This is a genomic window from Streptomyces hokutonensis (assembly GCF_000376565.1).
In the GTDB taxonomy this organism is placed as follows: domain Bacteria; phylum Actinomycetota; class Actinomycetes; order Streptomycetales; family Streptomycetaceae; genus Streptomyces; species Streptomyces hokutonensis.
This window is the reverse complement of the sequence record NZ_BARG01000062.1, coordinates 43,644-62,680: the sequence shown is the minus strand read 5'-3', so window position 1 is coordinate 62,680 and position 19,037 is coordinate 43,644. Positions and strand designations below refer to the sequence as shown.

At 70.3% G+C, this 19,037-nt stretch carries 18 protein-coding genes; 10 read left to right on the top strand and 8 right to left on the bottom strand.

From position 1 onward, the window contains the following. Positions 1-15 precede the first annotated feature (15 nt). The 3 genes from SSP08S_RS36585 to SSP08S_RS36575 form a co-directional block, all read right to left on the bottom strand. Positions 16-726 carry an NAD(P)H-binding protein gene (locus tag SSP08S_RS36585; RefSeq protein ID WP_019072611.1) on the bottom strand — a complete coding sequence of 237 codons (711 nt, stop codon included), beginning with the start codon at positions 724-726 and terminating at the stop codon, positions 16-18. Between the two features lie 59 nt (positions 727-785). Next, positions 786-2,120, bottom strand: a complete 1,335-nt coding sequence (locus SSP08S_RS36580) for a sugar phosphate nucleotidyltransferase (protein WP_019072610.1) — start codon at positions 2,118-2,120, stop codon at positions 786-788. Positions 2,121-2,293: 173 nt separating this feature from the next. Further along, positions 2,294-3,226, bottom strand: a complete 933-nt coding sequence (locus tag SSP08S_RS36575) for a lysylphosphatidylglycerol synthase transmembrane domain-containing protein (protein WP_019072609.1) — start codon at positions 3,224-3,226, stop codon at positions 2,294-2,296. A gap of 150 nt (positions 3,227-3,376) precedes the next feature. On the opposite strand from SSP08S_RS36575, the gene SSP08S_RS36570 reads away from it, so the two are divergent. Continuing rightward, positions 3,377-5,254, top strand: a complete 1,878-nt coding sequence (locus SSP08S_RS36570) for an ABC transporter ATP-binding protein (protein WP_019072608.1) — start codon at positions 3,377-3,379, stop codon at positions 5,252-5,254. An 11-nt stretch (positions 5,255-5,265) separates the two neighbouring features. Here the strand turns inward: SSP08S_RS36570 and SSP08S_RS36565 are convergent, their stop codons facing one another. The 3 genes from SSP08S_RS36565 to SSP08S_RS56580 all read right to left on the bottom strand — a co-directional run bounded on the left by SSP08S_RS36565 (position 5,266) and on the right by SSP08S_RS56580 (position 7,981). Further along, positions 5,266-6,717, bottom strand: a complete 1,452-nt coding sequence (locus tag SSP08S_RS36565; protein WP_019072607.1) for a purine-cytosine permease family protein — start codon at positions 6,715-6,717, stop codon at positions 5,266-5,268. Between the two features lie 163 nt (positions 6,718-6,880). Beyond that, positions 6,881-7,462, bottom strand: coding sequence for an Rv1733c family protein (locus tag SSP08S_RS36560; RefSeq protein WP_019072606.1), 582 nt, complete (start codon positions 7,460-7,462; stop codon positions 6,881-6,883). A 126-nt stretch (positions 7,463-7,588) separates the two neighbouring features. Then, positions 7,589-7,981, bottom strand: a complete 393-nt coding sequence (locus SSP08S_RS56580; RefSeq protein WP_019072605.1) for an STAS domain-containing protein — start codon at positions 7,979-7,981, stop codon at positions 7,589-7,591. A gap of 212 nt (positions 7,982-8,193) precedes the next feature. On the opposite strand from SSP08S_RS56580, the gene SSP08S_RS36550 reads away from it, so the two are divergent. The 6 genes from SSP08S_RS36550 to SSP08S_RS36525 all read left to right on the top strand — a co-directional run bounded on the left by SSP08S_RS36550 (position 8,194) and on the right by SSP08S_RS36525 (position 13,741). Then, complete coding sequence (locus tag SSP08S_RS36550) at positions 8,194-9,294, top strand: zinc-dependent alcohol dehydrogenase family protein (protein ID WP_019072604.1); 1,101 nt, start codon at positions 8,194-8,196, stop codon at positions 9,292-9,294. Next, the gene (locus SSP08S_RS36545; protein ID WP_019072603.1) at positions 9,287-10,036 is read left to right on the top strand and encodes a helix-turn-helix domain-containing protein; all 750 of its coding nucleotides are present in this window, start codon (positions 9,287-9,289) and stop codon (positions 10,034-10,036) included. Before SSP08S_RS36550 ends, SSP08S_RS36545 begins: the two co-directional genes overlap by 8 nt. Positions 10,037-10,085: 49 nt before the next feature. Further along, on the top strand, positions 10,086-10,532 hold the full coding sequence (locus SSP08S_RS36540) for a pyridoxamine 5'-phosphate oxidase family protein (protein WP_019072602.1): 447 nt from the start codon (positions 10,086-10,088) through the stop codon (positions 10,530-10,532). Between the two features lie 349 nt (positions 10,533-10,881). Beyond that, complete coding sequence (locus tag SSP08S_RS62030) at positions 10,882-11,934, top strand: HEPN domain-containing protein (protein ID WP_158697263.1); 1,053 nt, start codon at positions 10,882-10,884, stop codon at positions 11,932-11,934. Positions 11,935-12,150: 216 nt separating this feature from the next. Continuing rightward, on the top strand, positions 12,151-12,984 hold the full coding sequence (locus SSP08S_RS36530) for a universal stress protein (RefSeq protein ID WP_019072600.1): 834 nt from the start codon (positions 12,151-12,153) through the stop codon (positions 12,982-12,984). Between the two features lie 136 nt (positions 12,985-13,120). Further along, positions 13,121-13,741 (top strand): DoxX family membrane protein, encoded by a 621-nt coding sequence (locus SSP08S_RS36525; protein WP_019072599.1) that lies wholly within the window; start codon positions 13,121-13,123, stop codon positions 13,739-13,741. Between the two features lie 82 nt (positions 13,742-13,823). Here SSP08S_RS36525 and SSP08S_RS36520 read toward each other — a convergent pair whose 3' ends face one another. Continuing rightward, entirely contained in the window at positions 13,824-14,258 is a 435-nt protein-coding gene (locus tag SSP08S_RS36520) for a pyridoxamine 5'-phosphate oxidase family protein (RefSeq protein ID WP_019072598.1), read from the bottom strand. Positions 14,259-14,820: 562 nt separating this feature from the next. On the opposite strand from SSP08S_RS36520, the gene SSP08S_RS36515 reads away from it, so the two are divergent. The 3 genes from SSP08S_RS36515 to SSP08S_RS62025 all read left to right on the top strand — a co-directional run bounded on the left by SSP08S_RS36515 (position 14,821) and on the right by SSP08S_RS62025 (position 17,924). Then, on the top strand, positions 14,821-16,548 hold the full coding sequence (locus SSP08S_RS36515; protein WP_019072597.1) for a GAF domain-containing sensor histidine kinase: 1,728 nt from the start codon (positions 14,821-14,823) through the stop codon (positions 16,546-16,548). Between the two features lie 301 nt (positions 16,549-16,849). Beyond that, a complete protein-coding gene (locus SSP08S_RS36510; protein ID WP_043259926.1) occupies positions 16,850-17,698 on the top strand; it encodes a universal stress protein in 849 nt (282 codons plus the stop codon). Between the two features lie 88 nt (positions 17,699-17,786). Continuing rightward, a complete protein-coding gene (locus tag SSP08S_RS62025; protein ID WP_158697262.1) occupies positions 17,787-17,924 on the top strand; it encodes a hypothetical protein in 138 nt (45 codons plus the stop codon). 62 nt (positions 17,925-17,986) lie between these two features. Here the strand turns inward: SSP08S_RS62025 and SSP08S_RS36505 are convergent, their stop codons facing one another. Further along, positions 17,987-18,976: an Acg family FMN-binding oxidoreductase gene (locus SSP08S_RS36505; protein WP_019072595.1), complete on the bottom strand. Its 990-nt coding sequence runs from the start codon at positions 18,974-18,976 to the stop codon at positions 17,987-17,989. Between the last annotated feature and the right edge of the window lie 61 nt (positions 18,977-19,037).

Here is a 19,037-nt window from a genome sequence, read left to right as displayed (position 1 = left end):
CATCGGTGGCCACCCTCAGGCGAGTGCGGCCCGGGCCGCGGTCGGAGTGTCGGCGCGGAGGCCGGTGAACAGTTCGTCCCAGGGCGGGGAGCCGGCGCCCGGTCCCACCTCGCTGCGCATCTCGAAGGTCACGCCCCGGGCGGCGGGCGAGTACAGCGCCTCGACGCAGGCGTCCGCCACATGCGGGCGGGCCACCCGGCCGTCGCCGACGTCGCCCTGCTCCAGGTGCAGATGGCCGTGGCCGGGCTCGTCCGTCAGCCAGCCCGGGCGGATCACCGTGTACGGCAGCCCGGAGGAGCGGACCGCGTTCTCGCCGGCCAGCCGCCAGTCCAGCATCCGGCCGTAGGCGTTCATCGGGTGGTCGCGGCGGGTCACATGGCGCTGGCTGACCAGCACGAAGTGCGGGCTGCCGGAGGCGGCGAGGAGGGCGTCCAGGACATGGCGGACCCCGGTGTGCAGGGTGGTCTCGGGGCTGTCGGGACCTGCGTCGTCGGTGCCCGGCTCCACGATGTAGACGACCGCCGAACAGCCGTGCAGGGGTGTGCGGACGGTGGCGGGGGCGCGTACGTCGGCCGCGAAGAACTGCGCCTGCGGCGGATTGTGCCGCCGGGCGCGCTGCGTGCTGCGGCCGATGACCCGGACGCTCTCGCCGCGGGCGAGCAGTTGACGGGCGACGAGCCGGCCGACGCGGCCGGTTCCTCCTATGACTGCGATCGGGCTGTCCATCGAGATCTCCACGGGGCTGCGGAAGAGCCGGAAGGGGCGGGGGAGTTGGCGGGGCGCGCTCAGATCCAGTGCAGGATGTCGTCGGAGCTGGTCAGATGGGTGCCGGTGGGCAGACCGGTGACGGCGGGCACCCGCAGCCGCGGATACACGCTCACCCCGGTCAGCCGGGTACCGGGACGCAGGTCGGCGGCCTCGCCGATCGCGGAGTGCAGCAGCCGGACCGGGTTGTCGCGCTCGGAGTGCACGCGCGCCAGCGGCCCGACGTACGAGTCGGTGATACGGGCGTACGGCCCGACGACGGCGCCGTCGCCGATCGCCGTCCGGCTCAGCCGGGCGCCCTCGTCCACGTCGACGCCGTCGCCGATGTCGCTGAACCGCAGCTTCACTCCGGGACCGATCTCGGCGTTACGCCCGATGCGGACGGCGGGGCCGATGACGACACTGCCCTCGGAGATCTTCTGGGCCAGGGTGGTGCCGGTCACGCTGTCCTTGGTGCGCAGGCTGGACTCGTGGATCCAGTACCGGGGGTCGGTGCTGGTCGGTTCGCCCATGGCCCGGTTCATCCGGCGGTAGTGGCCGCCGAGCACGTCGCCGAGGGTGGCGAGGTAGTCGGGGATGCTGCCGAGGTCGCCGAGCCGGTCGATGGGGGCGACCGCGACCGGCAGTCCCCGCCCGACCAGCCAGGGCAGCAGGTCGCCGCCCCAGTCCAGGCGCTGCTGGGCGAGCCGGATCATCTCGGGGTTGCGCGCGGCGAGCCGTAATCGGCCGCAGTCGACCAGGTACATCCCGGCGTTGGTGGGCAGGGTGGTGCGGGAGCCGGGCAGCGAGGTCTCGGGGAAGACGCGGTGGACGCGGTCCAGGTCGGGCTTCTCCAGGAATCCCGCGACCAGTCCGTCCGGGGAGGTCTGCATCACGCCGTACTTGCCGGCGATCTCCTCGGGGGTACGGCCGACCGCGGCGACGGTCACGACGGCGTCGGCGGCGTCGTGCGTGTCGACCAGTGTGCTGAGGTCGAACTCGAAGACCGAGTCCACCGGCAGCACCAGGGCGCGGCCGGCCAGGTCCCACTGTTCGAGGTTGTGCAGGGTGGCGGCGCCCGAGCCGACGTTGTAGCGGTCGAGCCGGGCGCGGGAGTAGTGGATCTCCACGCCGAACCGTTCGCCGTGGCCGAGCACGAGCTTGATCTGGCTGTGGTTCTCGGCGCCCTGGGCGATCACGTAGAAGCGGCGGATGCCCTGGTCACGGCAGGACTCGACGAGCCATTCGACGACCGAGCGGCCGACGAACGGGATGAGGGCCTTGCTGCGGATGTAGTCGGACGAGGCGAGGGTGAGCGGCTTGGCGCGTTCGCCCCGGCCTCCCGCCAGGATGATGCCTAACGTCTCGTCCCCCATGACAGTCCTGCCTCCTCGGCTGACAAATCAACGCTCTTCAGTCAACTCGTGCTGTCATGTGTAGTCAAGTAAAAAGTAAAACAAAGGAGTTGGGGTGAACGCGAATCAGCCCCGGCCGATGCTTCGACCAGGGCTGATGGAGCTTTACGGGATTGTTGAATCGAGTTCTGCAGTCAGATGACTCGCAGTCGGACCAGAGCACCGAGCGTCAACGCGCCCGGAATGATGGGAATCCAGACCGTGATGATCCGGTACGCCAGCACCACCGCCGTGGCCACCGCGACCGGACCGCCCGCCGCGACCAGCGCCACGATCAGCGCGGCCTCCACCGAGCCGATCCCGCCCGGCGTGGGCACCAGCGCGACGGCCACCGTCGCCGCCAGATAGGCGAGCGCCATCTGCGCGGGCGGCACCGGCAGATTCAACGCCTGCCCCACGGCGACCAGGCCGGCCGCCTGGAGCGCGGGGAACGCCAGCGAACCGCCCCACAGCGCCAGCGCCCGGGCCGGCCGGGTGTGCACGGAACGGGCCTCGCTCAGCGCGGTGCGCAGGAACGACAGGACGGCCGTACGCAGCCGTCGCACCAGGACGAGCACCACGACCGCCGCGCACAGCACGGCACCGAGGATCAGCAGCAGCGGGCCGACCGCCCCCGCCGGAAGGAGAGTTCCCAGGCGCAGGGCGTCCGGGAAGGCGATCAGCAGACCGGTGAGCAGCGTCAGCCGGGCTATCGACTCCGCGAGCAGGAACAGCGCCAGCGCGGCCGACGAACGGGCCAGCGGCAGCCCGCACACGGTCAGGAACCGCAGATTCACCGCGCCCGCGCCAAGTCCCGTGGGCAGCAGATGATTCGCCGCGCCCGCCGCGAACTGCGTGGCCAACAGCCGCCGCGCGGGCAGCCGTTCGACGACGGCACCCTGCCGGGTGACCGCGGCGGCGACCCAGGTCAGACAGGTGGCACCGGCCGCCGCCACCAGCCAGGGCCACTCCGCCGCCCGCAACTGGCCGAAGCCCGCGACGAGGACGGACCGGTGCTGGACGGCGACGACGGCGACCAGGAGCAACGGAAGCAGGCACAGGATCTGCCGGACGCGGATGTGTCTCACACCACTGGAGGTTCTCCGCGCCACGACAACTGCGGGTTGCGGCAGCGCGGACAGTTCCTTACGCGAGGCCTTACACGTGTCCTCGCCCGGGGATCCGGCGGATACGTTGACCTCAACGCCGCTTGAGGTCCTACGGTCTCTCCCATGAGCATGGAAAGCACCGCCTGGACCCAACTGCACAGTGTCATGACCGCGGAACAGGAGCGCCGGCCGCTGGCCCGCGCCACGCTGCGCCGCATCGCTGCGTTCGCGCGACCGCACCGCCGCCCGATCGCCCGCTTCGTCCTGCTCGGGGTGCTGACCGCACTGCTCGCCGTCGCGACCCCCGTACTGGCCGGACATGTCGTCGACGCGATCGTGTCGGGCGGCGACGACGGCACCGTCGTACGCCTCGCCCTGCTCATCGCCCTGATCGCGGTCGCCGAGGCGGCGCTCGGCATTCTTGGCCGACGCCTTTCCTCCGCGCTCGGGGAGGGACTCATCCTCGATCTGCGGACAGCCGTCTTCGATCATGTGCAGCGCATGCCGGTCGCGTTCTTCACACGTACTCGTACGGGAGCGCTCGTCTCCCGACTCAACAACGACGTCATCGGCGCGCAGCGGGCGTTCAGCAACACGCTCTCCGGAGTGGTGTCCAACGTGGTGACACTGCTGCTCACGCTGGCCGTCATGCTCACCCTGTCCTGGCAGATCACCCTGCTCGCGCTCGTCCTGCTCCCGGTGTTCGTGGTCCCGGCCCGCCGGATGGGCAGCCGCATGGCCCGCATGCAGCGCGAGGCGGCCACGCTCAACGCGGCGATGAGCACCCGTATGACCGAACGCTTCTCCGCCCCCGGCGCCACCCTCGTGAAACTCTTCGGCCGCCCCGAGGAGGAGTCCGTCGAGTTCGCCGAACGCGCGAGCCGCGTCCGCGACATCGGCGTCCGCACGGCCACCGCCCAGTCGGTGTTCATCACCTCCCTGACCCTGGTCTCCGCCCTGGCTCTCGCCCTCGTCTACGGCCTCGGCGGCTGGTTCGCCCTGCACGGCACCCTGGAGCCGGGCGCGGTCGTCTCCCTGGCCCTGCTCCTGACCCGCCTCTACGCCCCGCTCACCGCGCTCGCCGGAGCCCGCGTCGAGGTGATGAGCGCCCTGGTCAGCTTCGAGCGCGTCTTCGAGGTGCTGGACCTGAAACCGCTGATCGAGGAGAAGCCGGACGCCCGCGAGGTCCCCGAGGGCCCGGTCGCGGTCGAGTTCGACGAGGTCCGCTTCGCCTACCCCTCCGCCGACAAGGTCTCCCTCGCCTCACTCGAAGAGGTCGCCACCCTCGACACCCGCGGCGGCGCCGAGGTCCTGCACGGCGTCTCCTTCCGCGCCGAACCCGGCCAGACCATCGCCCTCGTCGGCTCCTCCGGCGCCGGCAAGTCCACCATCGCCCAACTCCTGCCCCGCCTCTACGACGTCGACGAAGGCGCCGTCCGCATCGGCGGCACCGACGTCCGCGACCTCACGGCCGCCTCCCTGCGGGCCACCCTCGGCATGGTCACCCAGGACGGCCACCTCTTCCACGACTCCGTCCGCGCCAACCTCCTGCTGGCCCAACCCACCGCCACCGAGGACGAGTTGTGGGACGCGCTGCGCCGCTCCCGCCTCGACGATCTCGTACGGTCCCTGCCCGACGGCCTGGACACGGTCGTCGGCGAACGCGGCTACCGCCTCTCCGGAGGCGAGCGCCAACGCCTCACCATCGCCCGCCTGTTGCTGGCCCGCCAGCGCGTCGTCATCCTCGACGAGGCCACCGCGCACCTGGACAACACCTCGGAGGCCGCCGTGCAGGAGGCCCTGACGGAGGCACTCCAGGGCCGCACGGCCGTGGTGATCGCCCACCGGCTGTCCACGGTGCGCTCCGCCGACCAGATCCTGGTCGTCGAGGCGGGGCGCATCGTGGAACGCGGCACGCACGACGAACTCCTCGCCGCCGACGGGCGATACGCCGAGCTGTACCGCACGCAGTTCGCGAAGCAGGCGGTACCGGACGCGGTCGTATAGGGGGCGCGGGGTCAGGGCTCGCGGTGCTCGTGCGCCGCCTTCTCCAGCTCCTCGGCCTCCGCCTCCGCCACCCTGATCTCGGCCTCCACGTCGATCGAGCGGCTGAGCCACCAATACAGCAGACCGGCGACCGGCAGGCCGACGAACAGGGAGAGGTCGGCGCCGTCCATGGCGTGGGCGATCGGGCCGACGTAGAGGGTGCCGACGGAGAAGAACGGCACCATCACGCCGAAGCCCACCAGGTAGGAGATGATCCCGTGCCAGCCCCAACGGCCGTAGATGCCGCGCGGGTTGAAGATCTCCGCGATGGCGTAGTGACCGCGGCGCACCACGTAGTAGTCCATCAGGTTGACCGCGGTCCACGGGATGAACAGATAGAGCACCAGCAGCAGGAAGTTGTTGAAGTTGGTGAGGAAGTCGGAGGTCGCGGCGAAGGCGCCGACCAGCGAGAGCGCGGCGGTCAGGCCGATCGTCAACGCCCGGACGGCCACGGTCGGTTGGACCTTCTTGAGCGAGTCGATCGCGCTGATCAGGGTCAGCGAACCGCCGTACATGTTCAGCGCGGTGACGGAGATCAGGCCGAGCGTGGCGAAGAGGAGCACGATCGCGCCGAAGCCGCTGAACACCTTGTCGCCCGCCGCGTTGATCGAGCGGATCGTGTCGAAGTCCTTGCCCGCCCAGGCCGCGAGCAGCGCGCCCAGTGTCATCAGCCAGACCCCGCCGAGCGCCGAACCGAAGTAGGTCCAGTAGAAGGTCTTGCGGACGGTCACGTCCGGCGGGAGATAGCGCGAGTAGTCCGACACGTAGATCGCCCAGCTGATCTGATAGCCGGCGACCACGCCGAACTGGGCCAGGAACGGCGTCCAGGAGAAGCCGCCGAGGTCGAAGGAGCCCGCCGGGTAGTGCAGGGTCGCGAGCACACCCACGGTGAAGATCCCGAAGACGACCAGGAAGGTGTACGTCAGGAACTGCTCCGCCTTGTGGATGACGTCGTAGCCCACCAGCGCGATCACGAAGCCGATGACGGTGACCACGGCCACCCACATCTTGGTGTTGCCGTGCACCGTGGTGTGCAGCGCCTCACCGGCCAGGATCGTGTTGAAGACGTTGAAGCCCGCGTACTGCACATAGGCGAACAGCCACACCAACAGGGCGCCCACATAACCGAATTGGGGCCGCGACTGGATCATCTGCGGCAGTCCGAGCTGCGGGCCCTGGGCCGAGTGGAAGGCCATGAAGAAGGTGCCGAGCAGGGTGCCGGCGACGATCGCGATGAGCGACCAGATGAGGTTGCCGCCCTCGGTGATGCTGATCAGGCCGACCGCCAGCGTGGCGATCTGCGCGTTCGACATGAACCACAGGGGGCCGAGGTGCCACAGCTTGCCGTGGCGCTCGTTCAGGGGGACGTAGTCGATGGAACGTATCTCCAGCCCCGACACCCGGGGCTCTGAGTCGGTGGTCACGGTGCCTCCCAGGTGCTGATCCAGCCTCTGTGGCCACATTCATCCCCCACGGGGGACCCGGCAACCGCAACGGATACTGTGAAACCAGCCCTTGACCCGCGACTGCGGGCAGGGAGCCGAGTCCCGGAGTGTCCGACACCTGCACATCGTCATCGGCCGAACGTCAGCCTGTCTTGCGGCCCCAGCTCGGCCCCACCAGTTTCCACTCCGTGTCCCAGGAGTCGATACGGCGCTGATCCAGCCGGTACCGGGCGGCGGCTCCGGCACCGAACGCCAGACCGGCGAAGGCGGTCGTGGCGATCAGGCCCAGGACGGCGGATTCGAGAGTCGCGTCGGTCCGGCTCGGGGGTTCGTAGGTGAGACTGCCTGCGGCGTTCACCCAGATCACGACCTCGGATCCGGCCTTCTTCCCGGTCTCCACCAGCGTGCTGCCCGTACGGCGGGTGCCGTCGGCGGTCGTCCAGCGGACCTCCGCCTTGATCAGGTCTCGGGCTCCGCCGACCGTCGAGCTCGGGGACGGGGTGTCCGTGAGGAGCACCGCTTGTATCGAGTGCCGCTCGGTGCGCTGCGCGGAGAACACCTCGTCGGCGGCGTGGAACGTCACCAGGCCACAGAGCGCGCCGCCCACCAGGACCACCGTCCACATCACCAGGACGATCCAGGCCTCGACGATGTCGTCGTGGCGGCGCAACGGATTGCTCCGCAACCGCCACAGCCGCTTCTTCAGACGTCTGTTCCTGCCCATGGGTCCGCACCTCCTCGTCGTGGTCACCAATACGAAGGTGCCGGTCCGGAACGCGGGCGGGCATGGGCCGAAGAGGGACTGCCGGGTACCCGCTCGGTACCTCGACCCGGGGCCCGGACGGGCCGTTCAGCCCGCTGTGGCGGAGGCGCCGCCGGAGTCCGGACCGGCGGCCAGAGCGGTCGACAGCCGCGCGTGGATCTCGAAGACATCGGCGAGCTGGGCGTGGCGCAGGATCCGCAGGAAACCCGTCCTGCCGGTGACGAGCCGGAGCCGTCCGCCCCGGGCCGCGATCCGGTTCTGCGCCCGGCACAGGACGCCGAGACCGGCGCAGTCGATGAACGACAGGGCGCGCAGGTCCAGGACGAGATCGGGGGAGGGGGCCGTCAGCGCGTCCAGACGAGCCGACAGCGGCTGCCCCGTGAGGAGGTCGATCTCGCCGTGCAGTTCCATGACGGTCGTCCCGGCGATCACACGTTCCGAGGAACGCAGAGCGGTGGCGGGGGTGTGGATCTCGGTCATGGTGTGAGCCAACCGGCCAGGTGGTCCCGCCAGGAAGGGCCGACTGGACCTGTCCACATGTTCGACCTGGGCCGTTCGGCCCATGCGGTGGCCACTCGGTCGGGACGACCCGTTCGTCCGGCCGATGAGGGCCGACCGGCCCAAGCGGGGAGCGACGGACCCGGACACGCTGGACAGGCGGGGGGCAGTCGACCGAGTGGGGAAGGAACGTCATGAAGGGCTACGTCTTCCACGGTCCGGGACAGTCCTCCTGGGACAACGTCCCGGATCCCGGCATCAAGGACGCCACCGACGTGATCGTGCGCGTCGACGCCGTCACCATCTGCGGAACCGACCTGCACATCCTCAAGGGCGACGTACCCGAGGTGCGCCCCGGCACGATCCTCGGCCACGAGGCGGTCGGCGAGGTCGTGGAGGCGGGCTCCGACGTGCGGACCGTACGGCCCGGGGACCGGGTCCTGGTCTCCTGCATCACCGCCTGCGGGCGCTGCGCCTACTGCCGTAAGGCCATGTACGGACAGTGCCGCGACGGCGGAGGCTGGATCCTCGGCCATCTCATCGACGGCACCCAGGCCGAGTACGTGCGCGTCCCGCACGCCGACCTCTCCGTCCACCCGCTGCCCAGCACCCTGGACGCCAGGGACGCCGTGCTCCTGGCGGACATCTTCCCCACCGGGTACGAGGTGGGCGTGCTCAACGGCCAGGTGCGCCCCGGAGACACCGTCGCCGTCGTCGGCGCCGGCCCGGTTGGACTGGCGGCCATCGCCACGGCCCGGCTGTTCTCGCCCGAGCGCGTCGTCGCCGTGGACCTGGCCGCCGCCCGGCTGGACGCGGCGAAGCGGTTCGGCGCCGACGCCGTCGTGGACGCCCGCGAGACCCCCGAGCAGCTCGTCGCCGATCTCACCGACGGGATGGGCGCGGACGTCGTCATCGAGGCGGTCGGCGTGCCGGAGACCTTCGAGCTGTGTACGCGCATGGTGCGGCCCGGCGGACACATCGCCAACGTCGGCGTCCACGGCAAGCCCGCGACCCTGCACCTCGAAGATCTGTGGATCAAGAACATCACCATCACCACCGGCCTGGTCGACACCCACTCCACCCCCACCCTGCTGAGGATGGCCGCCGCCGGACGGCTGCCCACCTCGCAACTGGTCACCCACACCTTCCCGCTGGAGCGCATGGAGGAGGCGTACGACGTCTTCGCCAAGGCCGCCGACACCGGCGCCCTCAAGGTCGTCCTCGGCGGGGCTGGGCACGAGGAAGTCGCCGTTCGCGCAGTAGGAGAAGAAGAGGACGTGACGAGCCATGCCTGACCCGTTTCCGCTGAACGTGACGGAGGGATCGCCCACCGGCGATCTCGGACGCCGGATCGCCGTACGGCGCACGGCACTTGGCCTCTCCCGGGAGGAGACGGCCGACCGCGCGGGGGTGGCGGCGAGCTACCTCCAGTACCTGGAGGAGTTTCCCGGTGCCGCTCCGGGCCGGAGCGTTCTCCTCAGGCTCGCCGCGGCCCTGGACACCACCGTGACCGACCTCGCCGGGGGCGGCAGCGATCTCACACCTGGCCAGGGCCGGGCCGGCTCGGACCCGACGTTCACCGGGCTGACCGTCGAAGAGTGCCGTGAGCTGCTGTCGACCCACGGGGTGGGCAGGGTCGCGGTGCCCACCGCCTCGGGACCCGTCATCGTCCCCGTCAACTACAGCGTGGTCGACGGCGCGATCGTGTACCGGACCGCTTCCGGCGCGATGCCGTCCCGGGCGGCGGGCTGCCAGGTGACCTTCGAGATCGACCGCATCGACGACGCGTTCGGCGAGGGCTGGAGCGTGCTGGCGCTCGGCCGGGCGCGGTCCGTGACCGACGCCGACGACGTGCGGCGGCTGACGGAACACGCGTCCAGCAAGCCGTGGGCCGGCGGCCCGCGCGAGGAGTGGATCCGTATCGACGCGCTGAGTCTCACCGGACGTCGGATCACCACGCGCCGAGGGACGTTCTCCGGAGAGAGCGGGACTGATGGCCCTTCACCCGCCGATCCTGCACGGCGAAACATGGAGTGACACCTACAGACCCACAAACCCGCGCACAGGGCGAGAGACGGACTGGCTGATGTATTCCAACGACGGATTCCGCGAACTGGAACGACACGAGTGCCTGCGCCGGCTGGGGCAGGCCCCCGTCGGCCGCATCGTGCACACCCGCCAGGCCCTGCCCGCCGTACTGCCCGTGAACTTCTGTCTGGACCACGACGGCGCGGTGCTGCTGCGTACCTCCGCGGCCTCGGAGCTGGTGCGCGCGATCGACGGCTCGGTCGTCGCCTTCGAGGCCGACGAGGTCGACGCCGTCGCGCACTCCGGCTGGAGCGTCGTCGTCACCGGGTCGGCCACCGTCGTGACCGACCCGGCGGAGCACGAACGCATGCTCCGAAACGGCCCGACCTCCTGGGTTCCCTCGTCCCAGGAGGTCTTCGTCCGGATCGAGCCCGAGCTGGTGACGGGACGTGAACTCGTGGGCGGGCGCTCGATGTACGGGGTGGGTCTCACCGGGGCGACCTGACGACGGCCCGAGCGATCCGCCCCGAGTGCCCTGCTGTGAGCTTCCTGTCCGTAAACCCTTAGCACCGGCGACGGGCGCTTGGCGCAACCCGACGTGTGGGAACGGCACAACAAATTCCGCGGCAGCACCTTGTCTCCCAGGTCCTGCTCAGACAGTTCACCGTGCCCGGGCCGAAAGGCAGCGGGCGGCAACCACTCCCGTTCGACCTGCGCAACCCGGGGCGCCGGCACAAGCTCAAAGGCACACGAGCATGCGGCTGGGCCGAGAACTTCGTCGCCCTTGAGCGGCCTGCGCGATCCACACGTGCGCTCCGGGTCGTACGCCGTTCCCGAAGAAGTGGTCGCCCCCCTTGGACGACGGCTCGATCGCCATCGGCGTTCAGGACGAGCGCCATTCCGGACGGCGTGTGAAGTCGTCGCGTGAGCGGGTGGTCGTACGGGCGACCCGACCTTCCGGGTTCACCTTGGACGACATTGACAAGGACATCACGGGGCCGCTGCGAGCTCTGGTGGCGATCGGCGTCGACGAACCGGTCAGTGTTTTCAACTTGCGTGTCAGTCCCGAGGCCTCGCCGCCCGAAGGGAGACTCGTACGACCCTTCGATGTCGATCCTCCTGAGGGCGAGGAACCCGAGGTCCTCTCTTCGGCAGTGCCTTCTCCCCTCCCGCTGTCACCTGCCGTTGAGGACATGCCGTCATTCCTTGCCTCCTGGCCGGAAGTGGCTCGCCGCTGCTCGGTCCCCTTGGACGCGGTGGAGCCGCGTCTTCGTTCGGGATCTCTCCAACTGCAGTTCTTGGACGTCGTGAACGCCGCCGAGACCCTGCACCGTGCCCTTCATGCCGACCCGACCGAGTACCCCTTCGCGGAGCGCGTGCGCAAGGGACTTGAACAGTCGGAGATCAAGTTCACGGCCCGTGAGCGACGGACCGTCCGTGACGCGGTCAGGTTCACTGAAGTGCCCCTGGAACGACGCCTGCTCGCTCTCGCCGAGGGCCTCGGCCCGGACGTCTGTGCCTGGCTCTTCGCCGGCGCCGTCCGCCCCTGGGCCTTCGTCACCGCACGCCTCCGCAATGTGCTCAGCCACGGATTTGCAGCATCCGACGGTGTCCACGAAGAGCCCGGCGCGCTCGCGGGAGCACTGCGCCTGACGGAAGCGGTGATCACACTTCGCCTTCTCACCGAGGCCGGACTTCCCTCCGGCGCGGACCTGTTGACCCGGCTCGAACGACACCGCGGCCTGCGCTCGCTCTCGAAGCAGACGGTCGCCGACTGGCATGCGCTGGCACACCGGATCAATCCCGACCAGTGGGCGCTGCCGGACCCTGGTCCTCAGCACGCTTTAGGTGACGCCGAAGCCCTCGAAGTAGAAACGGATCCAACCATTCTGGCGCCGCCCGCGTAGCACTGTGGAGTGCCGGTTCCCCTGCCCTCGCATCGGGAGATGCCTGGACCGTACGGCCCCTCAAGAAGGGGCCGTACGGCATGTCATCAGGTTCCTGCGGCCCCTGACCCGGCCCGTCCGCACAGGACGAGCATCGTCGTCGGAGCCGTTGCGCGCCTTGGCGGCCCCTTCCCGTCGAACAGCGTGAGCACGCAACAGTCAGAAGGGAAACGGGACATGACCATCCATCATGTGGTCGTCGGAGTGGACGGTTCGCTGATCTCCGTACGGGCGCTGGACCGGGCCGCGGACGAGGCCGCGCGGCGCGGCGTCGAACTGACCGTGGTGTACGCCGTGCCCGACAGCGACGAAGCCGGGCCGGTCCTGGCGTCCGCCCTCACGCGCGTCGGAACACGTCACCCCGAGCTGACGGTGTCGACCAGGGACGCCGTCGGCGGTCCGGTGCGCACGCTCGTGCGGGAGAGCGAGGGCGCGGATCTCACCGTCGTAGGGACCCGGGGCATGGGCGGCATCGCCGGCCTGCTGTTCGGCTCGGTGAGCCTGCGGCTGGCCGCGCAGGTGCGCAGCCCGTTGCTCGTCGTCCGCGGCGACCATCCGTGCGACGACGGAAGGCCCGTGCTGCTCGGCCTGGAGGGCGACAACGACCAGGACACGGCGTTCTACGCCTTCCAGGAGGCCGAGCGGCGCGGCGTCCCGCTGCACGTCCTGCACTCCTGGAGCCACCGGCACGTCACCCCCGAACTGCCCTCCCTGGTCGCGGCGACGAGCCCCGGCCAGGAGCAACTCGTCCAGCAGGGAAGGGCGGAGGACTCCGTTCCGCGTTTCGCCCTGTCCCGGCTGAGCGAGCGGCACCCCGGTGTCCGGGTCGAGAGCCGCACGGTCCGCACCGGGCCGGCGCACGCCCTGCTGGAGGCCACGCGCGACTGCGCCGTCGTGATCGTCGGCGCGCACCACCGCACCCACCGGTTCGGCCCCCGGCTGGGACCCGTGGCGCACACCCTGCTGCACCGCTCCCACAGCCCGGTGATCGTGGTGCCCACCGCCAACTGACCTGGCGGACAGGGACGTTCGGCCCCTCGCTCCGGGCCTGGCAGCCCCTCCGCCGACGCGCTCCGCCGCGAGACATTGAGGGCGTAACGAGAGTCCTCTGATCCAACGCATCGTTCCCTCGAAAGGGATGAGCATCATGGCAGTCCACAACCAACCCCAATCCCACCCGCGCTTCCACTTCCCGTCCCTGCACCGGACCGGGACGGCGCAGGCCACTACCGACACGGCAACAGCGACCACCACGGCGCGTGCCTACGCCTTCGCGTCCCTGCGTCTGCTGACCGGGTTCGTCTTCCTGTGGGCGTTCCTCGACAAGACCTTCGGCTTCGGTTACGCCACCCCCTCCGGCAAGGGCTGGATCGACGGTGGTTCGCCGACGAAGGGTTTCCTGAGCAGCGTGGCAGCCGGTCCGATGGAGTCGACGTTCCACGACTGGGCCGGTGCGGACTGGGCGAACTGGCTGTTCATGCTCGGTCTTCTCGGCATCGGTATCGCGCTCATCGCGGGTGTCGCGCTGCGGCTGGCCGCGGTGGCGGGCACGGCGATGATGGCGCTGATGTGGATCGCCGAGTGGCCGCCGGCCAGGCACCTCTCCGACGGATCGCTGAGCATGTCGTCGAACCCGTTCGCCGACTACCACCTGATCTACGCCGTCGTGATCATCGCCCTTGCGGCGGCCGGCGCCGGCGCCACCTGGGGTCTGGGCAAGGTCTGGGCCAAGCTCCCGATCGTCCGCGACCGCAACTGGCTGAAGTAGCAGCCAAAAGCACGTCGTGACCGGGGTACCGCCGCACAACAGCGGCGGTACCCCAGTCAGTTGAGTGAGTTCGGGCCGAACCTCAGCAGGGCCAGTCGGCGGAGACGAGCAGCAGCCCGGTCACCAGGTCCGGGTGAATGCGCACCACATAGTCCATTGTCTGCCGCACCCAGGGCCGCAACAGCCTTTGATACCGGGCCAGTTCACCGCTGTCGGTCACCAAGTGGGCGTAGCCCGTGACCACCACGCTCCAGCCGAGGTGAGTGTCGGGGGCGATGTCGTCGGCTTCGTACGCGACGACGACTCCCGAACCGTCGGCCTGGAGGGTACGCGAGGTCATGGCTGCGCCCTCGTGGGTCCCGATGACGATGACCCCGTCGTCGACGATGTGGTTGACCGGACGGATGGTCGGCAGCGCGTGCTGGGTGAAGGCGATCCTCCCCAGCGACACGCTGCCCAGCAGACGCAAGGCCTCTTCCGTGGTCGTGGGCAGCCTCCGTACGGGTTCGTCACTCACTGCGTGGGGTCTCCGGCCGACGGCCCACCGGGCAGATGCAGCCGATGGACAGGGTGTGTAGGGGCTTGATCAGCCAATGGAACGGCGCCGGCGCGGGATCCGATAGGGCCGATCGGCCTCTCGTCGTCGGCCGATCGGCCCGTTGCTCTGCGTCCCGGCCCGCGGTTGCCGGCGCCGTCGACGCCGAAGACGAGACTGCCCGCCGTTCCGGCGCCGCCCTACAACCGTCGCGACACCACGGCAGCGGTTACGGCGTGGGTTCCGGGCCCGCCACGGACGAGGCTGAGAATCCACAGCAGACGCCCACGGTCTACAGCGAAGCCGACGTCGAACCCGCTCTGTGCTGACCTGGGCCGTCACGCAGTAGGACACCCCGTTGGCGGGGCAGCCCGGGCGACGGGTGACAGGGCGGTCCCAACAGGGATGAGAACTGATCGGAGTTCCCGGTACGAGGGCACGACAGAGGCCTGATCCCGTGTTCTCGCCGCCCTCCGACCGATACGGTGGCACAAGACCAGATAGGTTGACCTGTGGTGTGGTTAGGCGATCTGGAGGACCACCGGTGGCAAGCGCTGAGGATTCCCGGGAGGCCCGCGTACGGCTGCCGCAGTTGAAGCTGGACGAGCTGCTGGAGGAGCTCCAGGCGCGGCTGGACGCGGCACGCGGTACCCGCGACCGGGTGCACAGCCTGCTGGAGGCGGTGCTCTCCGTCGGCCGGGAACTGGAGCTGGAGCAGGCCCTCCACAGCATCGTCGAGGCCGCCGCGGTTCTCGTCGACGCCGAGTACGCGGCGCTCGGCGTGATCACCCCGGACGGAAAGGCCCTGTCGGCCTTCCACACGGTCGGTGTCACCGAGGAGCAGATCGCCCGCATCGGTCCGTACCCGGAGGGTCATGGCATCCTCGGCGAGCTGATCCGCCACCCCGAGCCGCTGCGTCTCGTGAAGATCTCCGAGCACTCGGCCTCGTACGGCTTCCCGCCCAACCACCCGCCGATGAACACCTTCCTCGGTGTACCGATCCGGGTGCGCGACCAGATCTTCGGCAACCTCTACCTCACCGAGAAGCGCGCCGGAGCGCAGTTCGACGACGAGGACGAGTCCGTCCTGTCCACCCTGGCGGTGGCGGCCGGTGTCGCGATCGACAATGCCCGCCTGTACGAGGAGTCCCGGCTGCGGGAACGCTGGCTGCGGGCGAACGCGGAGATCACCCACACCCTGCTGTCCGGCGACGCTCCTGCCAAAGTTCTCGGCCTGATCGCCGAGCGGGCCGGCGAGATCACGGGCTCCGCCCTCGCGGCAGTTGCCCTGCCGATGGAGGACACCGAGACCCTTGCGGTGGAGATCGCCGTCGGCATGGACGCCGAGGCCCATCAGGGGCTGATACTGCCCATGGACCGCAGCCTGATGGGGCTGGCCTTCTCCGGTGCCGCCCCCGTCACCAGCGTGGACGCGAGCAACGACGGTCGTATCTCCTTGGAGCCACGGCGCTTCGAGGGACTCGGCCCCGCGGTGGCCGTGCCCATCGGTTCGGGCGAGGCCGGTGTGCGCGGCGTGGTCCTGCTCGCGCGAGAGGCCGGACGACAGCCCTTCTCGGCGACGGAGACCGAGACCCTTCAGGCCTTTGCCGCGCAGGCGGCCGTCGCCATGGAGCTGGCCGAACGCCGACGGGACGCCGAGGAGGTCGCGGTGCTCCAGGACCGCGACCGTATCGCCCGGGACCTGCACGACCTGGCCATTCAGCGGTTGTTCGCCACCGGCATGACCCTCCAGAGCGCGGGCCGCTTCATCGACCACGCCGGGGCCGCCGAGCGTGTGGACCGCGCGGTGGACGATCTCGACGAGACCATCAAGATCATCAGGTCGACGATCTTCGGCCTGCGGGCACGTGACGGTGGCGCCGGGAAAGGGCTACGGGCTCGCGTCGTGCGCGCGGTCGGTGAAGCCGCGCCCGTGGTCGGCTTCGCACCCAGCGTGCGGATGGAGGGGTTGGTCGACACCGATGTGCCGCGGGAGATCGCCGACCAGGTGATCGCCGTGCTGACCGAGGCGCTGACCAACGTCGCCCGGCACGCGCGGGCCGGCCGGGCCGACGTCGCCCTGGAGACGGACGGCCGTGAAGTGCGCCTGACCGTGACCGACAACGGTGTTGGCATTCCGCCCGAGGGGCGTCGCAGTGGTCTTGCCAACATGACTGAGCGCGCTGAGCAGTTGGGCGGAGAGATGGACTGGTCCACTCCGCCGGACGGCGGCACCAGACTGGTGTGGCGGGTGCCGGTGACCGAGGGGTAGGGATACCGCGATTGCCCGGCCGTCCCGCGTGCGGACGGTTCCAGGCTCACTGAACACGAGGTCGAGGGCGGGGCGACGACTGACGGCACTGGCCGTCCGTCGCCCCGCCCTTCGGCGTTGTGGAGTTGGTCGCCGAGTCGTCCGGAGGGGCACCGGGTCCGACAGGTACGGGCACGGGGGCCGGTCGGTGGGTCGACGGGGTCCGTCCGGCCCCTGTGGGCGTGCCGGGGGCCGCACGAGTCTGGAGTCCAGTGAAGCGCCGCTTCCAACAGGGAGGGTGCCTGGAGAGGGGTGGACTGTGATGAGTGGCCCGGTGGTTGTGGGAGTGGACGGTTCGCGGTCGAATCTGGCGGTGGTGGAAGTTGCCGCGAAGGCGGCCGAACGGCTCGGAGTCGGCCTGGAGTTGACGCAGGTGGTCGGCTGGCCGGCTGGAGCCGGGCGGTTCGGCATTCCCTCGTGGGAGAGGGACGGGACCGGTGGGTACGCGTCGGCGAGGGGCGTGCTGGCCGAGGCCGAGCGGCAGGCCCACAGCGCCGCACCGCAGGTGCGGATCTCGCGCGAAGTCCTCGTCGGCGAGCCCGGGAACGTGATGGAGGGCGCGTCGCACACCGCATCGCTGACGGTCGTCGGAGCCGATAGCGCGCCGGTGTACGGCACCTCGCGCAGGGGATCGCCGGCCGCGTGTCTGTCCGCACGGGTGTCCGGTCCGCTGCTGGTCGTACGCGGCAGGCCGAACCCGGTCGGTCCGGTGCTGCTCGCGGTGCACGGCACGGCGACGCTGCGTGGAGCCGCCGAATTCGCCTTCGCCGAGGCCTCGGCACGCGGGGCGGACCTCGTGGCCGTGTACCTGCGGAACATCTCCGCCGTACGTCCCTACGGCGGGTCCGCCCATGGAGTGACCGAGGACGAGGAGGACCTCGCGCTCGCAGACGCTCTGGCAGGGCTGTGCGAGAAGTACCCGGACGTCACCCTGCGGTGCCGCCGGTCTCGCGGCCGAGCCCGTCGAGCCCTCGTCGAGGCCAGTGCCGACAGCCAGCTCCTCGTGGTCGGAGCGCGCGGCCGGTTCGGGTTCGTGGGCCTGCCGCTGGACCCGGTCTGCCAGACGGCGCTGCGCGAGGCGGACTGCCCCGTTGCCCTCGTCCACTGCTGACGCTTGCGGACGGCCGTACGAACCAGAGGCCGGTAGAACGCCATCAGGCGGTCTGCCGGCCTCTCGGTTCTGAAAGTGATCCACCTTGGTGCCGACGAGCCGAAGCCGTGGGAGCGCGGGCCGAAGGTCGGCCCCCTTCACGCGTCATGTCCTGGCCGCCGACGACGAGTTCACCGTCCACAAGATCACCGACGACGCCACCGCAGGGGCCCGGGGCGCCTGGTGAGGGCCATGCTCGCCAGTGTCGCTGCCGGACATGGACCCGGGCCCGGTTGACCAGCCGTGCCGTCAGGCGTGCGGGGTAAGCCGTGCGTCTTCCCTCAGGACCTGACGCGCCGTACGGCGTGGTGAGGCGGGCCCCTGTGGGCCGTAGCCGAGGCGGAGCACCATCTGGGGGTGCGCCCGGCGGCTGTCCGTGAGTTGCTCGCGCAGGTCGGGCCACTCCAGCGCCTGGTGGAGCAGGGAGGCCCGTACGCCGTGTTCGGTGGCGACCAGCAGGACGCGTTCGAGTGCCTCGCCGGCGCGCAGCCAGTCCGTCCGGCGGTCGTGGAGGGTGGACAGGACGGCGAGGGAAGGACGTTTCTCGAAGGGGCGGGCGACGAGTGTCATGGGACGCCGGTGAGCACCGAAGTCCCGCATCGGGATCCGTTCCCGGAAGTCCTGTGGCCCGACCGCCTCCGGCGGCATGCCGAGCGAGTCGCTGTCGGGACGGTGGACCCAGCGGCGGCTCTCCGCAGCCCGGTCCGAGTCCGCGGTGTTGCGCTGCTCCGCCTCACGGGTCAGCCGCAACAGCTGGTCGGTCTCCGCCGGTCCGGGGAGGTCGAGCGTCGCACCTTCCGCATGGGCCGCCTCGGCCAGTTCGGCCAGCACGGTGGCCGGCACTTGGCGGTCGGCGAACGGGAAGCGGCTGCTGTGCCGGCGCCACACCGCGTCGTACAACCGCGGCGCCGCCGAGAACCGCGCGGTTCCGGCGAGTCGTACGGTGGCCAGCAGATCGGGTTCGTGAGGCCGGGGGAGCAGCCGGGTCACGGGCTCCCAGCCGTGGTGGGCGACCGCCACGCGCAGGTTGAACAGCGCGCAGCCGACCGAGACGTGCAGGGCGCGCCCCGACGGGTCGGTGTGCCGCAGGCCGCGTTCCGCGACCGCCCGGATCTCCAGGGTCACGGTGCCCGGGTCGAGGCGGAACCGCCAGGGCTGGGTGTTGTGGATCGAGGGTGCGGCGACGGACGCCGCGATCAGTGTCTCCAAAGTCGGGACGTCGAGAACCGTGCTGGACATGTGGTCTCCTCCCCGCCCCGCGGCCCGACGGCGGCCGGGCTGTTCGCTGTTCGTGTGCCCA